This window comes from Micromonospora sp. NPDC023814 (assembly GCF_040639595.1).
GTDB lineage: Bacteria > Actinomycetota > Actinomycetes > Mycobacteriales > Micromonosporaceae > Micromonospora.
Window position 1 is genome coordinate 1 of the sequence record NZ_JBFAAF010000105.1, and the last position, 18,271, is coordinate 18,271.

At 68.0% G+C, this 18,271-nt stretch carries 19 protein-coding genes; 14 read left to right on the plus strand and 5 right to left on the minus strand.

Annotated features, from left to right (window positions below; all coding sequences use genetic code 11):
• Nucleotides 1-95 precede the first annotated feature (95 nt).
• Entirely contained in the window at nt 96-566 is a 471-nt protein-coding gene (locus tag AB0G14_RS32240) for a hypothetical protein (protein ID WP_357703998.1), read from the minus strand.
• Nucleotides 567-572: 6 nt separating this feature from the next.
• Here AB0G14_RS32240 and AB0G14_RS32245 point away from each other — a divergent pair, with 6 nt between their 5' ends.
• Nucleotides 573-2,054, plus strand: coding sequence for an FGGY family carbohydrate kinase (locus AB0G14_RS32245; RefSeq protein WP_357704000.1), 1,482 nt, complete (start codon nt 573-575; stop codon nt 2,052-2,054).
• Here AB0G14_RS32245 and AB0G14_RS32250 read toward each other — a convergent pair.
• Genes AB0G14_RS32250 through AB0G14_RS32260 form a run of 3 tightly spaced genes read right to left on the minus strand, consistent with a single transcriptional unit; the run spans nt 2,006 to nt 4,034 of the window.
• A complete protein-coding gene (locus tag AB0G14_RS32250) occupies nt 2,006-2,974 on the minus strand; it encodes a carbohydrate kinase (RefSeq protein WP_357704002.1) in 969 nt (322 codons plus the stop codon). The genes AB0G14_RS32245 and AB0G14_RS32250 overlap by 49 nt on opposite strands.
• The gene (locus AB0G14_RS32255; protein WP_357704004.1) at nt 2,974-3,120 is read right to left on the minus strand and encodes a hypothetical protein; all 147 of its coding nucleotides are present in this window, start codon (nt 3,118-3,120) and stop codon (nt 2,974-2,976) included. The genes AB0G14_RS32250 and AB0G14_RS32255 overlap by 1 nt, the downstream gene beginning before the upstream one ends.
• Nucleotides 3,117-4,034 carry an AraC family transcriptional regulator gene (locus tag AB0G14_RS32260; RefSeq protein ID WP_357704006.1) on the minus strand — a complete coding sequence of 306 codons (918 nt, stop codon included), beginning with the start codon at nt 4,032-4,034 and terminating at the stop codon, nt 3,117-3,119. The genes AB0G14_RS32255 and AB0G14_RS32260 overlap by 4 nt, the downstream gene beginning before the upstream one ends.
• 196 nt (nt 4,035-4,230) lie before the next feature.
• Here AB0G14_RS32260 and AB0G14_RS32265 point away from each other — a divergent pair, with 196 nt between their 5' ends.
• The 13 genes from AB0G14_RS32265 to AB0G14_RS32325 all read left to right on the plus strand — a co-directional run bounded on the left by AB0G14_RS32265 (nt 4,231) and on the right by AB0G14_RS32325 (nt 17,761).
• A complete protein-coding gene (locus AB0G14_RS32265) occupies nt 4,231-5,301 on the plus strand; it encodes an alcohol dehydrogenase catalytic domain-containing protein (protein ID WP_357704008.1) in 1,071 nt (356 codons plus the stop codon).
• Nucleotides 5,302-5,642: 341 nt separating this feature from the next.
• Nucleotides 5,643-6,566 (plus strand): ABC transporter permease, encoded by a 924-nt coding sequence (locus tag AB0G14_RS32270; protein ID WP_357704010.1) that lies wholly within the window; start codon nt 5,643-5,645, stop codon nt 6,564-6,566.
• Nucleotides 6,563-7,456, plus strand: a complete 894-nt coding sequence (locus AB0G14_RS32275; RefSeq protein WP_357704012.1) for an ABC transporter permease — start codon at nt 6,563-6,565, stop codon at nt 7,454-7,456. The genes AB0G14_RS32270 and AB0G14_RS32275 overlap by 4 nt, the downstream gene beginning before the upstream one ends.
• Nucleotides 7,456-8,493 (plus strand): ABC transporter ATP-binding protein, encoded by a 1,038-nt coding sequence (locus tag AB0G14_RS32280; RefSeq protein WP_357704014.1) that lies wholly within the window; start codon nt 7,456-7,458, stop codon nt 8,491-8,493. The genes AB0G14_RS32275 and AB0G14_RS32280 overlap by 1 nt, the downstream gene beginning before the upstream one ends.
• A complete protein-coding gene (locus AB0G14_RS32285) occupies nt 8,486-9,346 on the plus strand; it encodes an ATP-binding cassette domain-containing protein (protein ID WP_357704016.1) in 861 nt (286 codons plus the stop codon). Before AB0G14_RS32280 ends, AB0G14_RS32285 begins: the two co-directional genes overlap by 8 nt.
• A 39-nt stretch (nt 9,347-9,385) precedes the next feature.
• Nucleotides 9,386-10,927: an ABC transporter substrate-binding protein gene (locus AB0G14_RS32290; RefSeq protein WP_357704018.1), complete on the plus strand. Its 1,542-nt coding sequence runs from the start codon at nt 9,386-9,388 to the stop codon at nt 10,925-10,927.
• Nucleotides 10,928-11,033: 106 nt separating this feature from the next.
• Nucleotides 11,034-11,963, plus strand: a complete 930-nt coding sequence (locus AB0G14_RS32295) for a DUF6772 family protein (protein ID WP_357704020.1) — start codon at nt 11,034-11,036, stop codon at nt 11,961-11,963.
• Between the two features lie 38 nt (nt 11,964-12,001).
• Entirely contained in the window at nt 12,002-12,325 is a 324-nt protein-coding gene (locus AB0G14_RS32300; protein ID WP_357704022.1) for a DUF6385 domain-containing protein, read from the plus strand.
• Between the two features lie 60 nt (nt 12,326-12,385).
• A complete protein-coding gene (locus tag AB0G14_RS32305) occupies nt 12,386-13,714 on the plus strand; it encodes an FAD-dependent oxidoreductase (RefSeq protein ID WP_357704024.1) in 1,329 nt (442 codons plus the stop codon).
• 2 nt (nt 13,715-13,716) lie between these two features.
• Nucleotides 13,717-15,174 carry a mannitol dehydrogenase family protein gene (locus tag AB0G14_RS32310; RefSeq protein WP_357704026.1) on the plus strand — a complete coding sequence of 486 codons (1,458 nt, stop codon included), beginning with the start codon at nt 13,717-13,719 and terminating at the stop codon, nt 15,172-15,174.
• A 10-nt stretch (nt 15,175-15,184) separates the two neighbouring features.
• Nucleotides 15,185-16,144, plus strand: a complete 960-nt coding sequence (locus AB0G14_RS32315) for a DUF6772 family protein (protein WP_357704028.1) — start codon at nt 15,185-15,187, stop codon at nt 16,142-16,144.
• Nucleotides 16,144-16,470, plus strand: coding sequence for a DUF6385 domain-containing protein (locus tag AB0G14_RS32320; protein WP_357704030.1), 327 nt, complete (start codon nt 16,144-16,146; stop codon nt 16,468-16,470). The genes AB0G14_RS32315 and AB0G14_RS32320 overlap by 1 nt, the downstream gene beginning before the upstream one ends.
• Nucleotides 16,471-16,660: 190 nt before the next feature.
• A complete protein-coding gene (locus tag AB0G14_RS32325; RefSeq protein WP_357704032.1) occupies nt 16,661-17,761 on the plus strand; it encodes a LacI family DNA-binding transcriptional regulator in 1,101 nt (366 codons plus the stop codon).
• A gap of 29 nt (nt 17,762-17,790) precedes the next feature.
• Here the strand turns inward: AB0G14_RS32325 and AB0G14_RS32330 are convergent.
• Nucleotides 17,791-18,271, minus strand: a 481-nt coding sequence (locus AB0G14_RS32330; RefSeq protein WP_357704034.1) for a transposase, incomplete at its 5' end; no start/stop codon positions are given.

Sequence of the window (18,271 nt, forward strand, 5' to 3'; positions counted from 1 at the left end):
TTCGGCGCAGCGGCGTCCCTGGCGCGTCCGGTGCACTCCGGACAAGCCGGACTGTCACCTACCGCACTGGCCTCGTTGCGCGGAATGGCTCACTGTCAGTTGTCAGCCGCCCAAAAACGGACCCGGAACCGTTCGGCGTCGATGATGGGAATGGGGTGGCCCGGTTGGGCGCTGATCCGGCGCAGTTCGGCGCGGCCGGTGACACTGACCTGAGCGTGGTAGCGGCCCGGCGGCCCAAGGCTCAGGATCGGACTGGCTTGGAACTCCAACATGCCGGAGACGTGCACGGTGCCGTCGCTCAGCGCCAGGGTCACCTGCTGCCGCGCGTCCACGTCCTGGCCATCGTCGGGCGGGGCAGCGGCCCACGACTCGAGCACGACCCGGGCCCGGTGATAGGAATCCGACGCACTCATCAGGTACAGGATGTCATCGCCAGCGGAGCAGTGCGGCACCTCGCCGGAGAAGGGGTCATCCAGGAAATCGGCGGCCGCCCCTGCCACGATGATGAAACCGTGCTCCGGCGGTAGCAGCGCCTCGACACTGCCCAGTGAGCATTTCCGGGCCACCCACCAGTGGATCCAGGGCCGTGGCCGTGGGCCGGCCCGGCGCGCGAGGCGTTCGGGGCGCTCGGCGTGACCGGCCGCTATCTCGGCCTCGACCTGGGCACCTCCAGCGTCAAGGGCCTGCTGGTCGGCCGCGACGGCCGGCCGCTCGGCCGGGCACAGCAGGCGTACCCCACGCACCGGCCCCACCCCGGCTGGGCGCAACAGAATCTCGCCGACTGGCTCGCGGCTGTCGGTGCCGTAGTCCGGGACCTGGTGCCTGACGGCATCGTGGACGCGGTCGCGGTCGCGGGACACACCCCGTCACTGATCACCATCGACGACCGGCGGCGGGCGACCGGGCCGGCGATCACCTGGCAGGACACCCGGGCCGGTGCCGAGGCCGACGAACTCGCCCGCCACTTCGGCGACGAACGCACCCTCATCGGCGCCACGCTGCCGTGGAACGCCGCATACCTGCCGGCCAAGCTGCTGTGGCTGGGGCGCCACGGTATCGGGGACGCGCGGTGGCTGCTACAGCCGAAAGATGCGATCAATCTTGCCCTGACCGGTGTGGCCGGTACGGACATCTGGGGTTCGAAGGGACTGTGCCGGGTGGACGACGGGAGGGTCGTCTCCGCGCTGTTCGAGTACTGTGATGTTCCGGCGGTCACGTTACCGCCGCGACTACGCCCGTGGCAGCCACTCGGGCCGGTCGACGAGCACGGTGCCGCCTGGTCGGGACTGAGGCCAGGGACACCAGTCGCCGTCGGGTGGACCGACGCGCTGGCTGGCATGCTGAGCGTCGGCGCGTTCGAGGAATCGCGAGCCTTCGTGCTGACCGGCACCTCCGACATCGTCGGGCGCAGCGACGCCGACCGCCCGCCGGACGCTCATCTGCTGCACATCCCGCTGCGCTGCGCGCCCCTGCCCGTCCAATACGGACCCACCCAGACCTCCGGCGCCGCGTTGCTGTGGCTCGCCGAGCTGTTCGGCACCTCACCAGGCGACATGATCAGTACCAGCATGCACGCCGACGAGGCGCACACCCCGCGCTTCGTGCCTTACCTCGACGGCGAACGGGCACCGGTGTGGCGCACCGACGTACAGGCCAGCTTCGCCGGGCTGTCCGCGCGGACCGGGCGGGCCGAACTTGCCCGCGCGGTCCTGCGGGGAGTGGCCCTGAGCAACCGGCACGTCCTGCACCTGGCCGGCCACGGCGATGAGCCGGTTCACGTCGGAGGCGCGTCAGCGCTGGCGCGCGGCTGGGTGCGCGCCCGCCTCGAGACCTTCGGCGTCGAGATCGTGTTGCACGAGGAGCCGAACCTCACCGCCTCCGGCGCGGCCATGCTCGCCGCAGTCGCGTCCGGCCGCCACGACATCGGCACCGTGAGCACGGCAATGAGTGGGCCGGTGTCAGCGCACCGCCCCGAGCCGCAGGACCGGCGCTTGGCCGATGCGCGTTACGCGCAGTACCAGCGTGACGTGGCCGCGGTACTGGCCGGTGGGTGACCCGCCGACGCCGCCGCGGGTGCCTGCAGCCGGGACAGGGGCGGCATCGCGGTGGCGCCACCCCTGGTTTCGCAGGCGAGCGAGCCCGCCCGGACGGCGAACGCGACGACGCTGAGCCACTGCTCTTCGGTTGCAGGAAAGCCACCGGTAAGAAGGGCGAAGTTCAGCGCGGCCATGGTCGCGTCCCCAGCGCCGGTGGCGTCGATCGCGTTGACGGGCGGGGGAGTAACCGAGAACTCGGCGCCGTCGACGAAACCGAGCGCGCCCCGCGCGCCGAGGGTCACCACCACGGCTCCCGCGCCGAGGCTGAGCAGGTGCTTCGCCGCGGCGGTGGCGTCGAGGTCGAAGAGCAGTCGCGCGTCCGGCTCGCTGAGCTTCACGAGGTCGGCGGTGGATGCGAACCATTCGACGGTCGCTCGCAGCGCCGCGGGGTCGTCGAGCAGGTCGGGCCGTACGTTCGGGTCAATGGTGCGCAACGGACCCGGGGTCGCCCAGGCAGCCTTCGCCGCGGCCAGGGTCGTCGGCTGCAGCAGGGCGATCGACCCGCAGTAGAGCGTCCCGGCCCCGGCGATCACATCGAGGTCCACCGGGTCGAGCAACCCGTACGAGGGCGGGTTGCCGTAGAAGGCGAACTCCGGCTCCGCCCCATGCAGGCTCGTCACCGCGAGTGTGGTCGGCACGTCGACGCTGACGCAGCCGGTGTGATCGACACCCTGCTCGGTGAGCAGGGCGCGGATCCGGTCGCCGAACGCGTCGGAGCCGAGCGAACCGACGAACCTGGCCTCGGCTCCGAGCCGCGCGATCCCGCAGGCCACATTGAGGGGCGCACCGCCGACCATCGGCCGGAAGACCCGCTCGCCCGCAACCTCGACCTCGAAGAGATCGACCAGTGCCTCACCCAGAACCACCGCGTACGGCATCACCGCAGGTCTCCGATCAGCGCGTCCGCGCCACCGTGTTCGAGCAGGTCGGCCGCGTGCGGGAAGGCCATGACTGGCCGCAACTCGAGCACAGCGCTTGCGAGCCGTTTCCTCGTCAGCCCGTTCACCTTCGGGTCTGCTGTCATTGTGACTCCGCTCTTTGCTGACGTGGCGTCTTGCCGTAGGTCCGGAGGAACTGCCGGTTGAAGTTGGACAGATTTGAGTAGCCGACGATCGTCGCAATCGTCGTGATCGGCTTGTCGGTGCTCTTCAGCAGGTGACAGGCCTGTGTCAGACGCAACTGGCGCACCATGTCGGTGAACTTCTGACCGCTGCGCGCCTTGAAGTACCGGGAGAACGCCGAGTCGCTCATCGTTGCGATCCTGGCGGCGTCGTGGAGTCGCACGCCGGTGGCGAGGTTCTCGAATATGTAGTCGATCGCCCGGCTCATGGGTTCGGATGGACCTCCGTCGTCGAACTGGGGTACCCAGGCTCGTACGACGGGCGTCGCGTCCTCGAGTGACGCCTCGGCGAGGATTCGCAGGAGGTCCAGGGCCCGGACAACACGCTCCGCGCCCTCGGCGGCGTCTCGGATCGCGAGGAGCGCCTCCGTGGCGCGGGTGCGGGCCGCGCCGTGGAACTCTATCCCCCGGCCGGAGCGCCGGAGGAGGGAGTCGAGCACCCGCAGCTCCGGCATCGCCGCCTGGCATGCCCTTATCCAGCCGTCGGTGACGTGGAGTACGGCGTGGGCGTCCGTCAGGTGCTCGTCGGGTTCCCGGTCGGCGATCCAGGAGTGCGGCAGGTTCGGGCCGATCAGCATGAGCTGACCGGGATCGTAGGAACCGATGACGTCGCCGAGGATGAAGCGGCCCGACGACCTGAGGATCAGATGCACCTCGTACTCGGGGTGGTAGTTCCACGAGGCGAACGGGTGGGGCTCGTCGTGCACGTAGAACCGAAACGACGAGGTGCCGTCCAGCGTGATTACTTCGCGGGACGCGGGACGACGGAGCTTCGCCTTGGCGATGGTTGCGGTGCTACTTTCGGACATTTGGCCCATTCCATCCGGTGCCCTGGTCCCATCTGGCACGACGACCCCGATCCGACCGCCGATGCCCGCAAGAAAGTATCAGAACTCGGTTTGCGAAGTCGTACCCTGGCCGGCCCGCCCGCTGGAGAGTGGTGCCCAGCCCGAGAAACGAGGACCGGGACCAGGGTCGAAAGCCCTGGTAGTGCGAGGGACTGAAGGCGGAGCCGTGGGAACGAGCGCGACGATGCGCCAGGTGCGGGTGGCGGGACTGAACGACGTGACGGTCGTCGACTCGCCCGTCCCGGACGTCGGACCAGAGCAGGTGCGAGTGGCGGTGACCTATGCGGGCATCTGCGGCTCGGACACGCACGCCATCGCGGGTCATCACCCGTTCCTGCACCCGCCGTACCTGCCCGGGCATGAGCTGTGCGGCGTCGTCGACCGCGTCGGCGCGGGGGCTGACCCGTCCCTCGTCGGCCAGCGGGTCGTCGTCAGGCCGAACGTCGAGTGCGGCGAGTGCGTCAACTGCCGGGCTGGCCGCATCAACGCCTGCCAGCAGCTTGCCTGGATCGGGTGTGACTCCTCGGGCAAGCTTGCCGGTGGCATGGCCGCCTACGTCGTCGCCCCCGGGCGCAACATCATTCCGGTGCCCGACGAGGTCTCGGACCTCGACGCCGCGCTGGTCGAGTGCCTCGCCACGCCCGTGCACGCGGCCCGGATCGCCGGCGACCTGCACGGCGCGAACGTCACCGTTCTCGGTGCCGGCACGGTCGGGATGCTCTGCGTCGTCGCGGCCCGTGCGGCGGGCGCCGCCACCATCGTCGTCACCGACCTCGAGCCCGCCAAGCGCGAGCGAGCGCTGAAGCTCGGCGCCGACGCGGCCGTGGACGCCGCCGACCCGCAGTTCGCCACGGCGGTCCGCCGGGCGTACGACGGCGGGCGCGCGGACGTGGTGTTCGACTGCGTCGCCACGGAGGCGTCGATCCGTCAGGCATTCGACGTGCTGCGGCGTGCGGGGACGCTGCTCGTCGTCGGTGTGCCGCCGCGTGCGGGGAACGTGCCGCTGCCGGAGGTGCAGGACTGGGAAATGCGCATCCAGGGCTGCGCCAACTACACCGCTGCGGACATGCAGACCGCGATCGCGATCGCCGCGGCCGGGGGACTTCCCAGCGAACAGATCGTCAGCACCGTCTTCCCGGTCGAGGAGGCCGCCGCGGCCTTTGCGGCTGCGGCCAACGGCAGCGTGGGCAAGATTCTCGTGACACCGCGTAGTGGACTCGCGACACACCGGGGATAGGGGATGGCCGCCGTCACCGTGTTGGACACCGTGACGGCGGCACTCAACGGCAACCAGACGGTCCCGGGATCGCTCCATAACCGGAGAGGCTAGACGCATGACATCGCTGTCATGGCCGGGCCCCCCAACGTGCCGGCCTCGAGTCAAGGCAATATCTCATTTCAGCATCAGTGCTTTTGCTGCGGCATGCGGTCGGCTACTGTTCCGGCCGTGACATCGTTGTCAATCCAGCGCTCAGGTCCAGTCACGACGACCGGGGTTGCGCGGGCGACGAGACCCGGGGTCAGGGACGTCCGGCGGGTTCGGGATCGGTCCGGATTTCGAGGAAGAGGTGGTGAGTAGTGCTCGGCTACGTGATCCGGCGTCTGGTGCTCGCCGTCTTCGTGCTCTGGGGCGTGGCCACCGCGGTCTTCGTCATCGTCCGGCTCGTCCCGGCTGACCCGGCCCTGCTCATCGCCGGCTCTGACGCGTCCCCCGAGCAGCTCGCCGCGCTACGCCAGAAACTGGGGCTCGACGAGTCGATACTCGTGCAGTACGGGAAGTTCCTCGGCGGCGCCGCGACCGGCGACTTCGGCGACTCGTTCCAGCAGCGGGTCCCGGCGATGGACCTGATCGTGCAGGTGCTGCCCAACACCGCCCTCCTCGCCGTCCTGGCCTGCGTCCTCGCCCTGGTGCTCAGCTTCCCCCTCGGGCTGCTGGCCTCGCTGCGGGTGAACGGTCCGGTCGACCGGACCGTGACCACCGGGTCGCTGTTCACCCAGGCGCTGCCCAACTTCTGGATCGGCGTCGTACTGCTGCTGGTCTTCTCGCGGGAGCTGAAGTGGCTGCCCAGCGTCGGCCTCGACAACTGGAAGAACCTGATCCTGCCCACGATCGTGCTGGCGCTGCCGTTCGTCTCGGTGCTGACCCGGATGATCCGCAACGGTCTGCTCGAGGTGATGGGCGAGGGCTACATCCAGACGGCGCGGGCGAAGGGCCTGTCGGAACGGATCGTGATCTTCCCGCATGCCATCCGGAACGCCGCGATCCCCGTTGTCACGATCGTGGGCCTGCAGTTCGGCACGCTGCTCGGCGGTGCGGCCGTCACCGAGACCGTCTTCACGTTCCCGGGCATCGGCCGGCTGCTCGTCACGTCCCTGCAGGAGCGGGACTACAACGTCGCGCAGGCCTGTGTCCTCGTGATCGCAGCCGTCTTTGTGTTCATCAACCTCGTAGTGGACCTGACCTACGGGTTCCTCGACCCACGAGTGAGGCTCGCAAAGTGACCGCCACCGCACCCGCCCCCGCCGTCAACGCGACGATGCGGCGCGCCCGCCGGGCCCGCCGGGGCGTCACCGTCCGCATCGTCGTGCCGTTGGTCGTCATCGGCCTGATCGTCGTCGGTGCCATCGTGGTTCCGCTCCTCTACCAGTACGACCCTCTGCAGGCAGACCTCCTGTCCCGGCTGAAGCCGCCGGGGACGGTGACGTCGGAGGGCGGCACCGCGATCCTGGGCACCGACCAGATCGGCTCGGACCTCTTCGCGCAGATCATGGCCGGTGCCCGTGTCTCGCTCCTCGTCGGTGTGGCGACGCTCGTCATCTCGGGCGTCATCGGGGTTCTGCTGGGGTTGCTGGCCGGACACTTCGGTGGCTGGCTCGACGCGGCGCTCATGCGCATCGCGGACATCCAGCTCGCGTTCCCGTCCATCCTGCTGGCGATCCTCGTCGCCTCGGTGCTCGGCCAGGGCGTCGGGAACATCATCATCGTGCTGTCGATCTCGAACTGGGTCGTGTTCGCCCGGGTGGCCCGCAGCCAGGTCCTCGGGCTGAAGAACCGGGAGTACGTCGAGGCGGCCCGCACCCTGGGTGCCGGCAACTGGCACCTGATGTTCCGTACGCTGCTGCCGGGTTGCATGGCGCCCGTCATCGTGGTGGCGACCACCCAGTTCGCCCAGGTGATCCTCACCGAGGCGTCGCTGTCGTTCCTCGGTGTGGGCGTGCCGCTCGGCACTCCGAGCCTGGGCAGCACCATCTACAACGGCACGCAGTACCTCTCGACCGCCTGGTGGATCTCGACCCTTCCCGGCATCGTGCTGGTCATCCTCATGCTGGCCTTCGGGATCCTCGGCGACGCCCTGCGCGACAAGTTCGACCCCAGGCTGCGGAGCGCATGATGACGAAGACACAACCGGGCAGCGCCCCGTCCGCCGCGCCCACGGACGCGCCCCTGCTGAGCGTGCAGGACCTGACGGTGGAGTTCTCCACCGCGGCGGGTGTGGCCCGCGCACTTCACAACGTCAGCTTCGAGGTCCGGGCCGGCGAGACGCTCGCCGTCCTCGGCGAGTCCGGCTGCGGCAAGTCGACCATCGCCCAGTCGATCATGGCGCTGCTGCCGAAGCCGGCCGGCTCGATCGTCGGTGGCAGGATCCTCTACGGCGGACGCGACCTGGCTGCCGAGCGCGTGCCCGCGGTGCGCGAACTGTGCGGCACGGAGATCGCCATGATCTTCCAGGACCCGCTGAGCTCGCTGAACCCGGTGTTCCGCGTGGGCGCCCAACTCGCGGAGCCGTTCCGGCGCCGCCTCGGGATGGGTCGCCGGGAGGCCTGGGCGAAGAGCCTGGAACTGCTCAAGCGCGTCGGCATCCCCGATGCCGAGACCCGGATCCGCGACTACCCACATCAGTTCTCCGGGGGCCAGCGGCAACGGATCATGATTGCGATGGCGATCGCGCTCGGGCCGAAGCTGCTCATCGCGGACGAGCCGACGACGGCGCTGGACGTCACCGTCCAGAAGCAGGTCCTGTCGCTCCTCGCCGACCTCCAGGCGGAGACCGGCATGGCGATGATCCTGATCAGCCACGACCTCGGAGTGGTCGCCGACGTGGCCACTCGCGCGGCCATCATGTACGCCGGTCGGATCGTGGAGACCGGCACGGTGCGGGACATGTACGACCACCCGGCGCACCCGTACACCAAGGGTCTGCTCGAGTCGATCCCGAGCCAGACGAGCATCGGGGGACGGCTGAAGCCCATCGTCGGGTCGCCGCCGAATCTCCTGGACCTGCCGAGCGGTTGCGCCTTCAACCCGCGGTGCCCGTTCGCGGCCGACCTGTGCCGGGAGCAGGTGCCGGTACTGCGCACACCGACGACGTGGCCAGCCGGCCACGAGGCCGCGTGCCACGTTTCCGAGGAGGTGCTGACTCATGGCTGAGACCGAGTCCGCCCCGCTGCTGCGCGTAGCGCACCTGAAGGTCGCCTACCCGATCCGTTCGTCGCTGCTACAGCGTCAGATCGGTGCGAACGTCGCCGTCAGCGACGTGACCTTCGACATCAACCCGGGCGAGACGGTCGGGCTCGTCGGCGAGTCAGGCTCCGGCAAGTCGACGGTCGCGCGCGCGGTGATCGGCCTGGTGAAGCCGGACGACGGCGTGATCGAGTTCGAAGGGCGGAACATCACCGGCTACTCCCGAAAGCAGCTGAAGTCCGTCCGACGTGACATGCAGATGGTCTTCCAGGACCCGTACGCCTCGCTGAACCCTCGGCTGACGGTCCGCGACCTGATCGCCGAGGGATGGCGGGTGCACCGCGACATCGTGCCGCGCGACCAGTGGACGGCCGAGGTCAAGAAGCTGATGGATCGCGTCGGTCTCAACCCCGACTACTCGGATCGCTATCCCCACCAGTTCTCCGGCGGCCAGCGACAGCGCATCGGGATCGCCCGAGCGCTCGCCCTGCGGCCCAAAGTGATCATCTGCGACGAGCCGGTCTCCGCGCTCGACGTGTCCGTCCAGGCACAGGTGCTGAACCTGCTCGACGACCTGCAGGAAGAACTCGGACTGGCCTACCTCTTCATCTCGCACGACCTGTCCGTCGTCGAGCACCTCTGCGACCGCGTACTCGTCCTGCACCACGGCCACGTCGTGGAACAGGGCAATGCGCGCGAGATCTTCGAACATCCCCAACACGAATACACCAGAGCACTACTGGCCGCCGTGCCAGTCGTGCGCCCATGGCTGGAGCGGGCCCACCAAGGCCGTCACCCCACCGGCGAACCCGCAGCCTAGGTCGGTCAGAAGTAAAGGCATATTCACTAAGGAGAAGCAATGGTGCGCTCCCACAAGGGATTGGCGGGGCTCGCTGCGGCGGCCACCGCCCTTGCCCTGGCGCTTGCCGGATGCAGCAGCGGCGACGGCAGCGGTGACTCTACGCCCGGCGCGCGGCTGCCGGACGACCAGCAGAACCTGACCTACGTCCTGAACTACGGATGTACGAGCCTCGACCCCACCGAGAACTTCGACAACTGCCGAATGCAGATGAGCACCAACGTGTTCGACACGCTGGTGACGCTTGACAGCAAGTCACAGCCCCAGCCGAAGCTGGCGAGTTCCTGGACGTGGACGGACCCGACCACGCTGCAGTTCAAGCTCCGCACGGGGGTGACCTTCAGCGACGGCACGCCGTTCACCTCCGCCGACGTCAAGGCCACCTTCGACCGCTACATCGCCATGAAGTCGGTGCTCGCCACGCAGTTGGCGGTCGTCTCGTCCTACACCGCGGACGACCCGACGACCTTCACCATTCGCACCAGTGCTCCGACCGGCACGCTGCTGGGCGTCCTCTCGATGATCTTCATCGGCCAGGAGGCGCGCGCCAGCGAAGACAGCTACTGGGCCAAGCCGATCGGTACCGGGCCGTTCGTCATCAGCGACTTCGTCGCGAACGACCACATCACGCTGACCCGGAACGACACCTACTGGGGCACCAAGGCGAACCTCAAGACGGTGACGTTCAAGGTGATCACCGACACGAACGCGAGGATCACGGCGCTGGCGAACGGTGGGGCGCAGGTGGTTGCCGGCGTGACCAACGACCAGATCCCGACGGTGCGAGAGATGTCGGACGTGACCTTCTCGCAGATCCCCAGCTACACGTACACGTTCCTGTGGTTCCAGAACAGCCGTGCCCCGTTCAACGACGTCAGGGTGCGTAAGGCCCTGTGGGAAGCGCTCGACCTGCAGAAGATCGTCACGGCGCTCCTGGGCGAGACGGCGGACACGATGACCGCGCTCTGCCCGTCCGCGGCCTTCGGCTGTGTGTCGCCCACGAACGCCCCGAAGCACGACCCGGAGAACGCGAAGAAGCTGCTGGCCGAGGCGGGCTACCCGAACGGGTTCAGCACCACCATCGACTACAGCGTCGCGAACACGGGCTACGACCAGATCATCGCGGCGATGATCTCCGACTGGAAGGCCATCGGCGTCAACGTCACCCCGAAGTCGGACGACCAGGCGACCTTCCTGAAGAACATCGCCAGCCCCGGCGACTTCGACATGATCGTGAACTCGAACCTGACCACCACCGGTGACGCGGACTTCACCCTGAACCGCCTGTACCCGTGCAGCGCGAAGCGCCTCGGCTACTGCAACTCGGAACTGGACGCGCTGCTGGCCAAGGCCCGCGGGACGACCGACCTGGAGCAGCGCAAGCCGCTGTACCAGCAGATCGCCAACATCCTGGCCGAGGACGTGCCCGGCATCGGGCTGTTCGAGAACAACATCAACGTGGCGGCCAAGAAGACGGTGCAGGGCTTGAACCTCACACCGACGGAGAACTACGACTGGAGCACGGTCTACCTGACCAAGTAGTCCGACCGGTGGGCGTGGGGACGAGCAGACCCGCCACCGTCCCCACGCCCACCCGGCCGCAGTCTCCAACTGTCCCGCAGTCAGATCCTGAACGTGGAGCCTCTCGATGCAGAAATTTCTCAGCTACGACCGCGGCCTCGAGCGCTTCAACCCGCTCGCTCGCGTCATCACGTACGACGACTTCGACACGGGGTTCAACGGCTGGTTGGACCTGACGCCGAACTACGTCTACGACAACTACGAGTCGTTCCCCAGCGTCGTGGACCTTTCGAGTTGGGCGCCGAACCAGCTCAGCTCAGGGGCGATGCGGTTCGCCTCGTCGCATGGCTCGATGGAGGGCACCTACTCCCTCAAGCTCACGACGGCGCCGACCGGACGGCCACCCACCGAACCGCCGGCACCAGGCTCGATGGGGCACGCCATCAAGCGGCTCTCGAGTTTCGGTAACCCGAAGCTGATCCAGATCGAGGCCTGGTACTCGTACACGCCCGTACAGGACCGCGAGGGCAAGGGGGAGGAGGACATCCGCGCGATCGGCTTCTTCTTCGACGTGCAGGATCCCGAGTACCGGTACATGCCGGGCGTGCGTTACGTGAACTCGCTCGGCGGCCAACTCGTCAAGAAGTGGCAGTTCTACCAGGTAGGCCCGAACGTGACACCAGAGGACTGGAACTTCGGTGTCGCCGACGGCTGGTGCGTTCCCGGGATCGACAACCAGTGGTACGGCCGGAGGTTCGCCGACGGCTCCGCCGACGGGTACCAGTGGGTGCCGGGGGGCGAGCAGGACCTGCTCTACAACGAGAGCCCCGACAAAATCAACTGGCTCTACCTGCGGTTGACGGTGGACGTCGAGAAGCGCGAGTACGTCGAACTGCAGAGCATGGACAAGGTCTTCGACCTTCGCGGAATCTCGCCCACCCTCGTGCCGGGCTACCACTCGATCGACAACCTCATCAACCCTGTCTTCTTCGTCGAGACCGACACGAACCGCTCCGTCAATCTCTACATCGACTCCGTCGTGTACTCGACCGAGTGATGCAGGGTCCGGACCGTCACCTCTGAGAGACAGGAAAAATGCAGACAACCAACACATCGGTTCTCGCCCGGCGGGTGAGGATCTCCGACGATTTCGCGACGCTTGCCTACGAAGCGGGTTGGGCGACCGAAGCGGTGTTCTTCGTGCAGACCGAGGGCGACCATCCCGACCTCACCATCGCGGTGGAGGTTTCGCCGGACGGCATCAACTGGGTCCGCCGGGCGGGCGCGACACTCTATGCCTCGCAGTCGCTCGTGGACGTGCCTGTGGCGTTGTTCGGCAACTGGTTGCGGGTCGTCATCACCGGTGCGACGAGCGAGCAGCCCGCGCGGGTGCTCGTTCACGTGAATCTCAAGGGCTGAGCAGGCCGTGGAACATGGCGGCGATGCCGCCATGTTCCACACCGCATCAATGGAGTGAGAGTGTTCATCACCGAACCACCCCGGGATGTTCCGGTCGTCGGCAGCTTCGACGTCGTCGTGTGCGGCGGCGGCCCCGCGGGCCTCACCGCCGCCGTGGCGGCGGCGCGCAACGGCGCCAGGACGTTGCTGATCGAGCGGTACGGCTTCGTCGGCGGCATGTCGACCAGTGCGCTGGTCACCCCGATCAGCGAGTTCCGCCACAACGGCAAACAACACATCGGCGGCATCCCCTTCGAACTCCTGCGGAACGCGGCCGAGCTGGGCGGCGCCGACGTCTCGCGCGACAGCGGGAACTACCCGACCAACGACGAGATCCTGAAGCTCGCGGCGCAGCGGCTCCTGCTCGACAGTGGCGTGACGCTGCTCTACCACTCCTGGGTGTCCGGCTGTGTCACGGACGACGGTCGCGTCACCCACGTCATCGTGGAGAACAAGGCGGGACGGGTCGCCTACGAGGGCAGGGTCGTCGTCGACTGCACGGGTGACGCCGACATCGTGCGGGCGGCCGGCTTCGAGACCGTCAAGGGTGACGTGCTGCAGCCCGCCTCCCTGTGGTTCCAGCTCGGTGGCGTGGACACCGACGCGCTGGCCCCGCTCTTCGGGGACGCCGTCAACGGCGTCCTGCCGGTCTCCGACGTGATCCGGGGCAGACTCGCCGAGCTCAACGCACAGGGGAAGATCCCGGTCTTCGGTGGCCCGTGGATCAACGGGTTCTTCCACGACGGCATGGTCAGCATCAACCTGTTGCGGGAGGCCACCGACGCCAGCGACCCCGAGTGGTTCACCCGCACCGAATGCAGCCTGCGCGAGAACCTGCACCTGATCATCGAGGTCATGCGCGAGAACTTCCCGGAGTTCAAGGACTGCTGGCTGGCGAAGTCGGGCATCCAGACGGGCGTGCGCGAGACGTATCACATCGTGGGCCTCTACCAGCTCACGAGGGACGACATCCTCAACCCCAAGGCGTTCCCCGACACGATCGCCAAGGGCGCGCACGTCATCGACATCCACGAGAACGACAGCATCGACCAGAACGAGCTCGTGCTTCCCAAGCAGGAGTACAACGTCCCCCTCAGGTGCCTTGTGCCCCGGGGCAGCATCAACCTCGTCACCGCTGGGCGTTGTCTCTCCGCCGATGGGCCCGGATTCGGTTCGGTGCGCGTGATGGCGACCTGCATGGCGATGGGGCAGGGGGCCGGCACCGCGGCGGCCCTCGCCGTGGAGAAGGGCTACAGCATGTCGGACGTGGACTTCGGCGTGCTCCGGCAGCGGCTCATCGACCAGGGTGCAGTCGTCGACTTCGACAACGTGAACCAGGGAGTGAGGTAGCGGTGAAGCGTCTGGGGAGGTCCGTGCTGGGCCTGCTGCCGGACAACGTCGCCGTGCCGCAGTACGGCGACCAGGACGTACGGGTCGGGATCGTGCACTTCGGGGTGGGCAACTTCCACCGAGCGCACCAGGCCATGTACCTCGACCGGCTGATGAACGTCGGGCTGGCCCGGGACTGGGCGATCTGCGGGGTGGGCCTGTTGGAGCGCGACGCGCGGATGCGTGACGCCCTGCGGGGGCAGGACGGTCTCTACACCCTGACCCTGCGCCACCCCGACGGTACCGACGAGACCTCGGTCGTCGGCTCGATCCCCCGCTTCCTGTACGCCCCGGAGCAGCCCGAGGCGGTGCTGGCACAGATGGTCAGCCCCGACGTGCGCATCGTCTCGCTGACCATCACCGAAGGCGGGTACGTCGCCGATCCGATCAACGGTAGGAACCCCGAGGACGACCCGCTCGTCGCGGCGGAGGTCGCCAGCGGTCTGGCCCAGCCGCGCACCGCGTTCGGCTGGATCGTCGCGGCGCTGCGCGAACGGCGGGCCCGGGGCATCGCCCCGTTCACGGTGCTGTCCTGCGACAACATCCCTGGCAACGGGCAGGTGTGCCGGATGTCCGTGGAAGGTGTCGCGCGCCTGGTCGACCCGCAGCTGGCGAAGTGGATCGCCGCCGAGGTCGCCTTCCCCGCCACGATGGTGGACCGCATCACCCCGGTCACCGCGCCGGCCGACCTCGACCGTATCCGGGAGACGCTCGGGGTCGAGGACGCGTGGCCGGTGGCCAGCGAACCGTTCACCCAGTGGGTCGTCGAGGACCACTTCCCGACCGGGTGCCCGCCCCTGGAGCAGGTCGGCGTCACCCTCACCGCGGACGTCGAGCCGTACGAGGCGATCAAGCTGCGGCTGCTCAACGGCGCGCACCAGGCGATGGCCTACCTTGGGCAACTGGCCGGCTTCACCTATGTGGACGAGGCCTGCGCCGACCCGCGGTTCGCTGGCTTCGTGCGCGCGTACATCGAGCGCGAGGGGGTACCGACCCTCACCGTGCCCGACGGCTTCGACCTGCCCGGCTACATCGAGCAGCTCTTCGAACGTTTCGGCAACCCACAGGTACGCGACCCGCTCGCGCGGCTGTCCGTGGACACCTCCAACCGCATCCCCAAGTTCGTGCTGCCCGTCGTGGCGGACCGGCTCGCCGCCGGTTCGTCCTGCCCGGTCGGCGCGGCCGTGATCGCGGCCTGGCGAGCCGGCTGCCGGCTGGCGGCGCAGGGGCGCTTCATTCTCGACGACGCGGACGCCACGTCACTGGTCACCGCTGCCGGCGGCGACCGGCGCGACTTCCTCACGCAGGTTCCCACCCTCGCCCCGTTCGCCGCGAACCCGGGTTTCGTCGCCGCCTTCGAACGCGCCGCCGACCTTCTCGAACGCGGCGGCCCGGACGCCCTGATCGACGGCATCGAGTAAGGCGGTTGTCATGCACAAAGTCATCTCGTTCGAGCGCGGGCTCAGCAGGTACAAACCCCTGGAGAACGTCGTCGTCTACGACGACTTCGACCTCGGCTTCAACGGCTGGCTCGACCTGACGCCCAACTTCGTCGGTCCCGGGTTCCACCAACAGCAGTCGCGACTCGACCTCGGCTCCTGGGGCCCGGCCCAACTCAGTGCCGCACCGATGCGCTTCGCCGCCTCGCACGGCTCCATGGAGGGCACGTACTCGCTGAAGCTCCCCACCCGGGCGGCTGCCGGCCCGTACGAGCAGCCCCCGATCGCCGGCAGCATGAGCACAGCGATCAAGCGGCTGTCGCTGAGTGACCCGGAGGCGCGCTACGTGCAGCTCGAGGCGTGGTACAGCTACACGCCGCACCAGGACCGCGAGGGCCTCGGCGAGGAGGACATCCGCGCCTTCGGGATGTGGTTCGACATCCAGGACGGGGAGCACCGCTGGCAGCCCGGGGTCCGGTACGTGAATTCCGTCAACGGTGAGCTGGTCAAGAAGTGGCAGTACTGGCAGGTCTCCGACGGTGTGACCCGGCAGCAGTGGACCGGGCTGGAGAACGGGTGGGAGCAGGTCGGGATCGACGCCCTCTGGTGCGGTCGTCGCTACGGTGACGGCTCCGCCGACGGCTTCCAGTGGATCCCGGGCGGTGCGCAGCAACTCGTCTACAACGAGAGCCCGGACAAGCTGAACTGGATGTACATGCGGCTGACCGTCGACGTCGTCGCTCGCGAGTACGTCGAGTTCCAGAGCGTCGACAAGGTCTTCGACCTGCGCGGACGCAAGGCCACCCTGTCACCCAAGTACGCCGGCATCACCCAGCTCATCAATCCGGTGTTCTACATCGAGGCGGGAGCGGACCGGATCGTGAACATGTACATCGACTCGGTCGTCTACTCGACCGGTGCCACCTTTCCCGCGAAGCGAGGAGCGATCTGATGCTCACCTCCGCCACCACGCTCGTCGAGCGACGCACGGTGCTCACGGGCGACTTCGGAACGCATCCCTACGAGGCGGGGTGGGCCACCGAGGCGCTGTTCTACGTGCGGACCGAGGGACCCCATCCCACGCTGACCATTCAAGCGCAGGTCTCACCCGACGGCGTGGACTGGCTGGACCGCGGTGCGCGGCTGACCATGCCGAGCGACTGCTCGCTGATCGACGTGGAACTGTACGGGTTCGGCACGTGGATTCGCCTTTTCATCACCGGGTCCACGTCCGAGCAGCCGACGACTGTGTTGGTACATCTGGCGCTCAAGGGCTGACCGGTTCATCCGGAGCAGGATCGAGGCATGCGATGCGACCGACCGCTGACCGTCCAATTCGCCGCGTCTGGCAACGGTATCAGCGAACCGGCGCTTGCCATGCCCGAGGCCTCCGCCGCTACCATGGACTGTCGCACCCGGGGATCGATGTTGTGATTCCATGAGTGAATCTATGAGGAGACAGGCATCGATGTCAGAGCGACTCGAGGCGCCCCGCTACGCGACGATGCGCGACGTTGCGGCGCTGGCGGGAGTCGGCGTGAAGACGGTGTCGCGGGTGCTCAACGGCGAGCCGAACGTTTCCGACCAACTGAGGGAGCGCGTCAATCGCGCGGCCGCCGCTCTCAACTACGAGCTCAACGTCTACGCCGGAGGCCTGCGGCGCGCGGGCGCGCGCACCAATGCGATCGGGCTGATGCTGGAGAGCGTCGACAATCCGTTCTCCGCCGCGATCCATCGAGGCGTCGAGACCGTGATGCGCCGACACTCGATCGTCGTGCTCGCGGAGAGCTTCGACGAGGACCCGGGCCGTGAGCGAAGCGTCGTCAAGGACTTCCTGCGGCGGCGCGTCGACGGCCTCATCATCACCACCGTCTCCCGCGATCAGGCGTACCTCTCGGCCGAAGTCGCCCGTGGCACGTCGATCGTCTTCGTCGACCGCCCAGCCGTGTCCGTCGCGTTCGACTCGGTCGTCTCCTGCAACTTCGACGGTGCGCTCATCGCGACCCGTCACATGCTGCAGCACGGCCACCGGCGGCTTGCTTTCATCGGCGGCAACCAGCAGATCTGGACGCTCCGGGAACGGCGGCGCGGCTTCCTCGACGAGCTCGACCGCTGGAACATCGAATGCCCACCGGCCCACGACGTCACCGGTCTGATCGGCGAGGAAGAGGCGCGGTTGGCGGCGCATGCCATGCTGGACGCCCCCGAGCCGCCGACGGCGATCTTCCCGACGCAGAACCGCTTGGTCGTCGGCGTCGTGCGTGCGCTGCATGAGCGTGGCGCCCAGCACCGTGTGGCCATGGTCGGGTTCGACGATGTCGAGCTTCTCGACCTGCTCGATCCGGGCGTGACCGTCGTTGCCCAGAACCCACATCGCCTGGGCGAGCTCGCGGCCGAGCGCCTACTCGCGCGAATGGCGCGCAAGCCGCTCGCACTGGAGACGCTCAGGGTTCCGACGAAGCTCGTCGAGCGCGGCTCGGGGGAGATACCGGGCCCATACGCCGCCGACGCGGTGAACATACCTCGCCCCATGGGAAAGGCAGGCCGACCGAGGGGTCTGTCAAGTTAACTAACGGCTGATCTTGGTTGTTGAGGTGGTCAGTGGTTGGCCGGGGTGAGCCGGCCCTCGAAGGTGATCCGGAAGGCGTTCAGGGGTGCCTTCCAGCGCATGGTCCAGCGCCGGCGGCCAGCGCCGGTGGGGTCGAGGCTCATCAGCGCCATGTAGACGCACTTGAGCGCGGCCTGCTCGTTGGGGAAGTGCCCACGAGCGCGGACGGCCTTACGGGTACGGGCGTTCACGCTCTCGATCGCGTTGGTGGAGCAGATGACCTTGCGGATCTCCACGTCGAAGACGAGGAAGGGCACGAACTCGGCCCAGGCGTTCTCCCACAGCCGGACGATCGCCGGGTACTTCTTGCCCCAGGCCTCGGCGAACTCGAGGAACCGCTCGGACTGAACCGCCCCGGGTCTGGTGGAGTCCTCAGACTGAGCCTTTCCGAGTAACGGTTCGCGACTGTGCGTAGTGTTCGTTTCAGGTGGTTCGTCCGTGCTCGATGTGGAGGATGACCAGGGCTGCGGC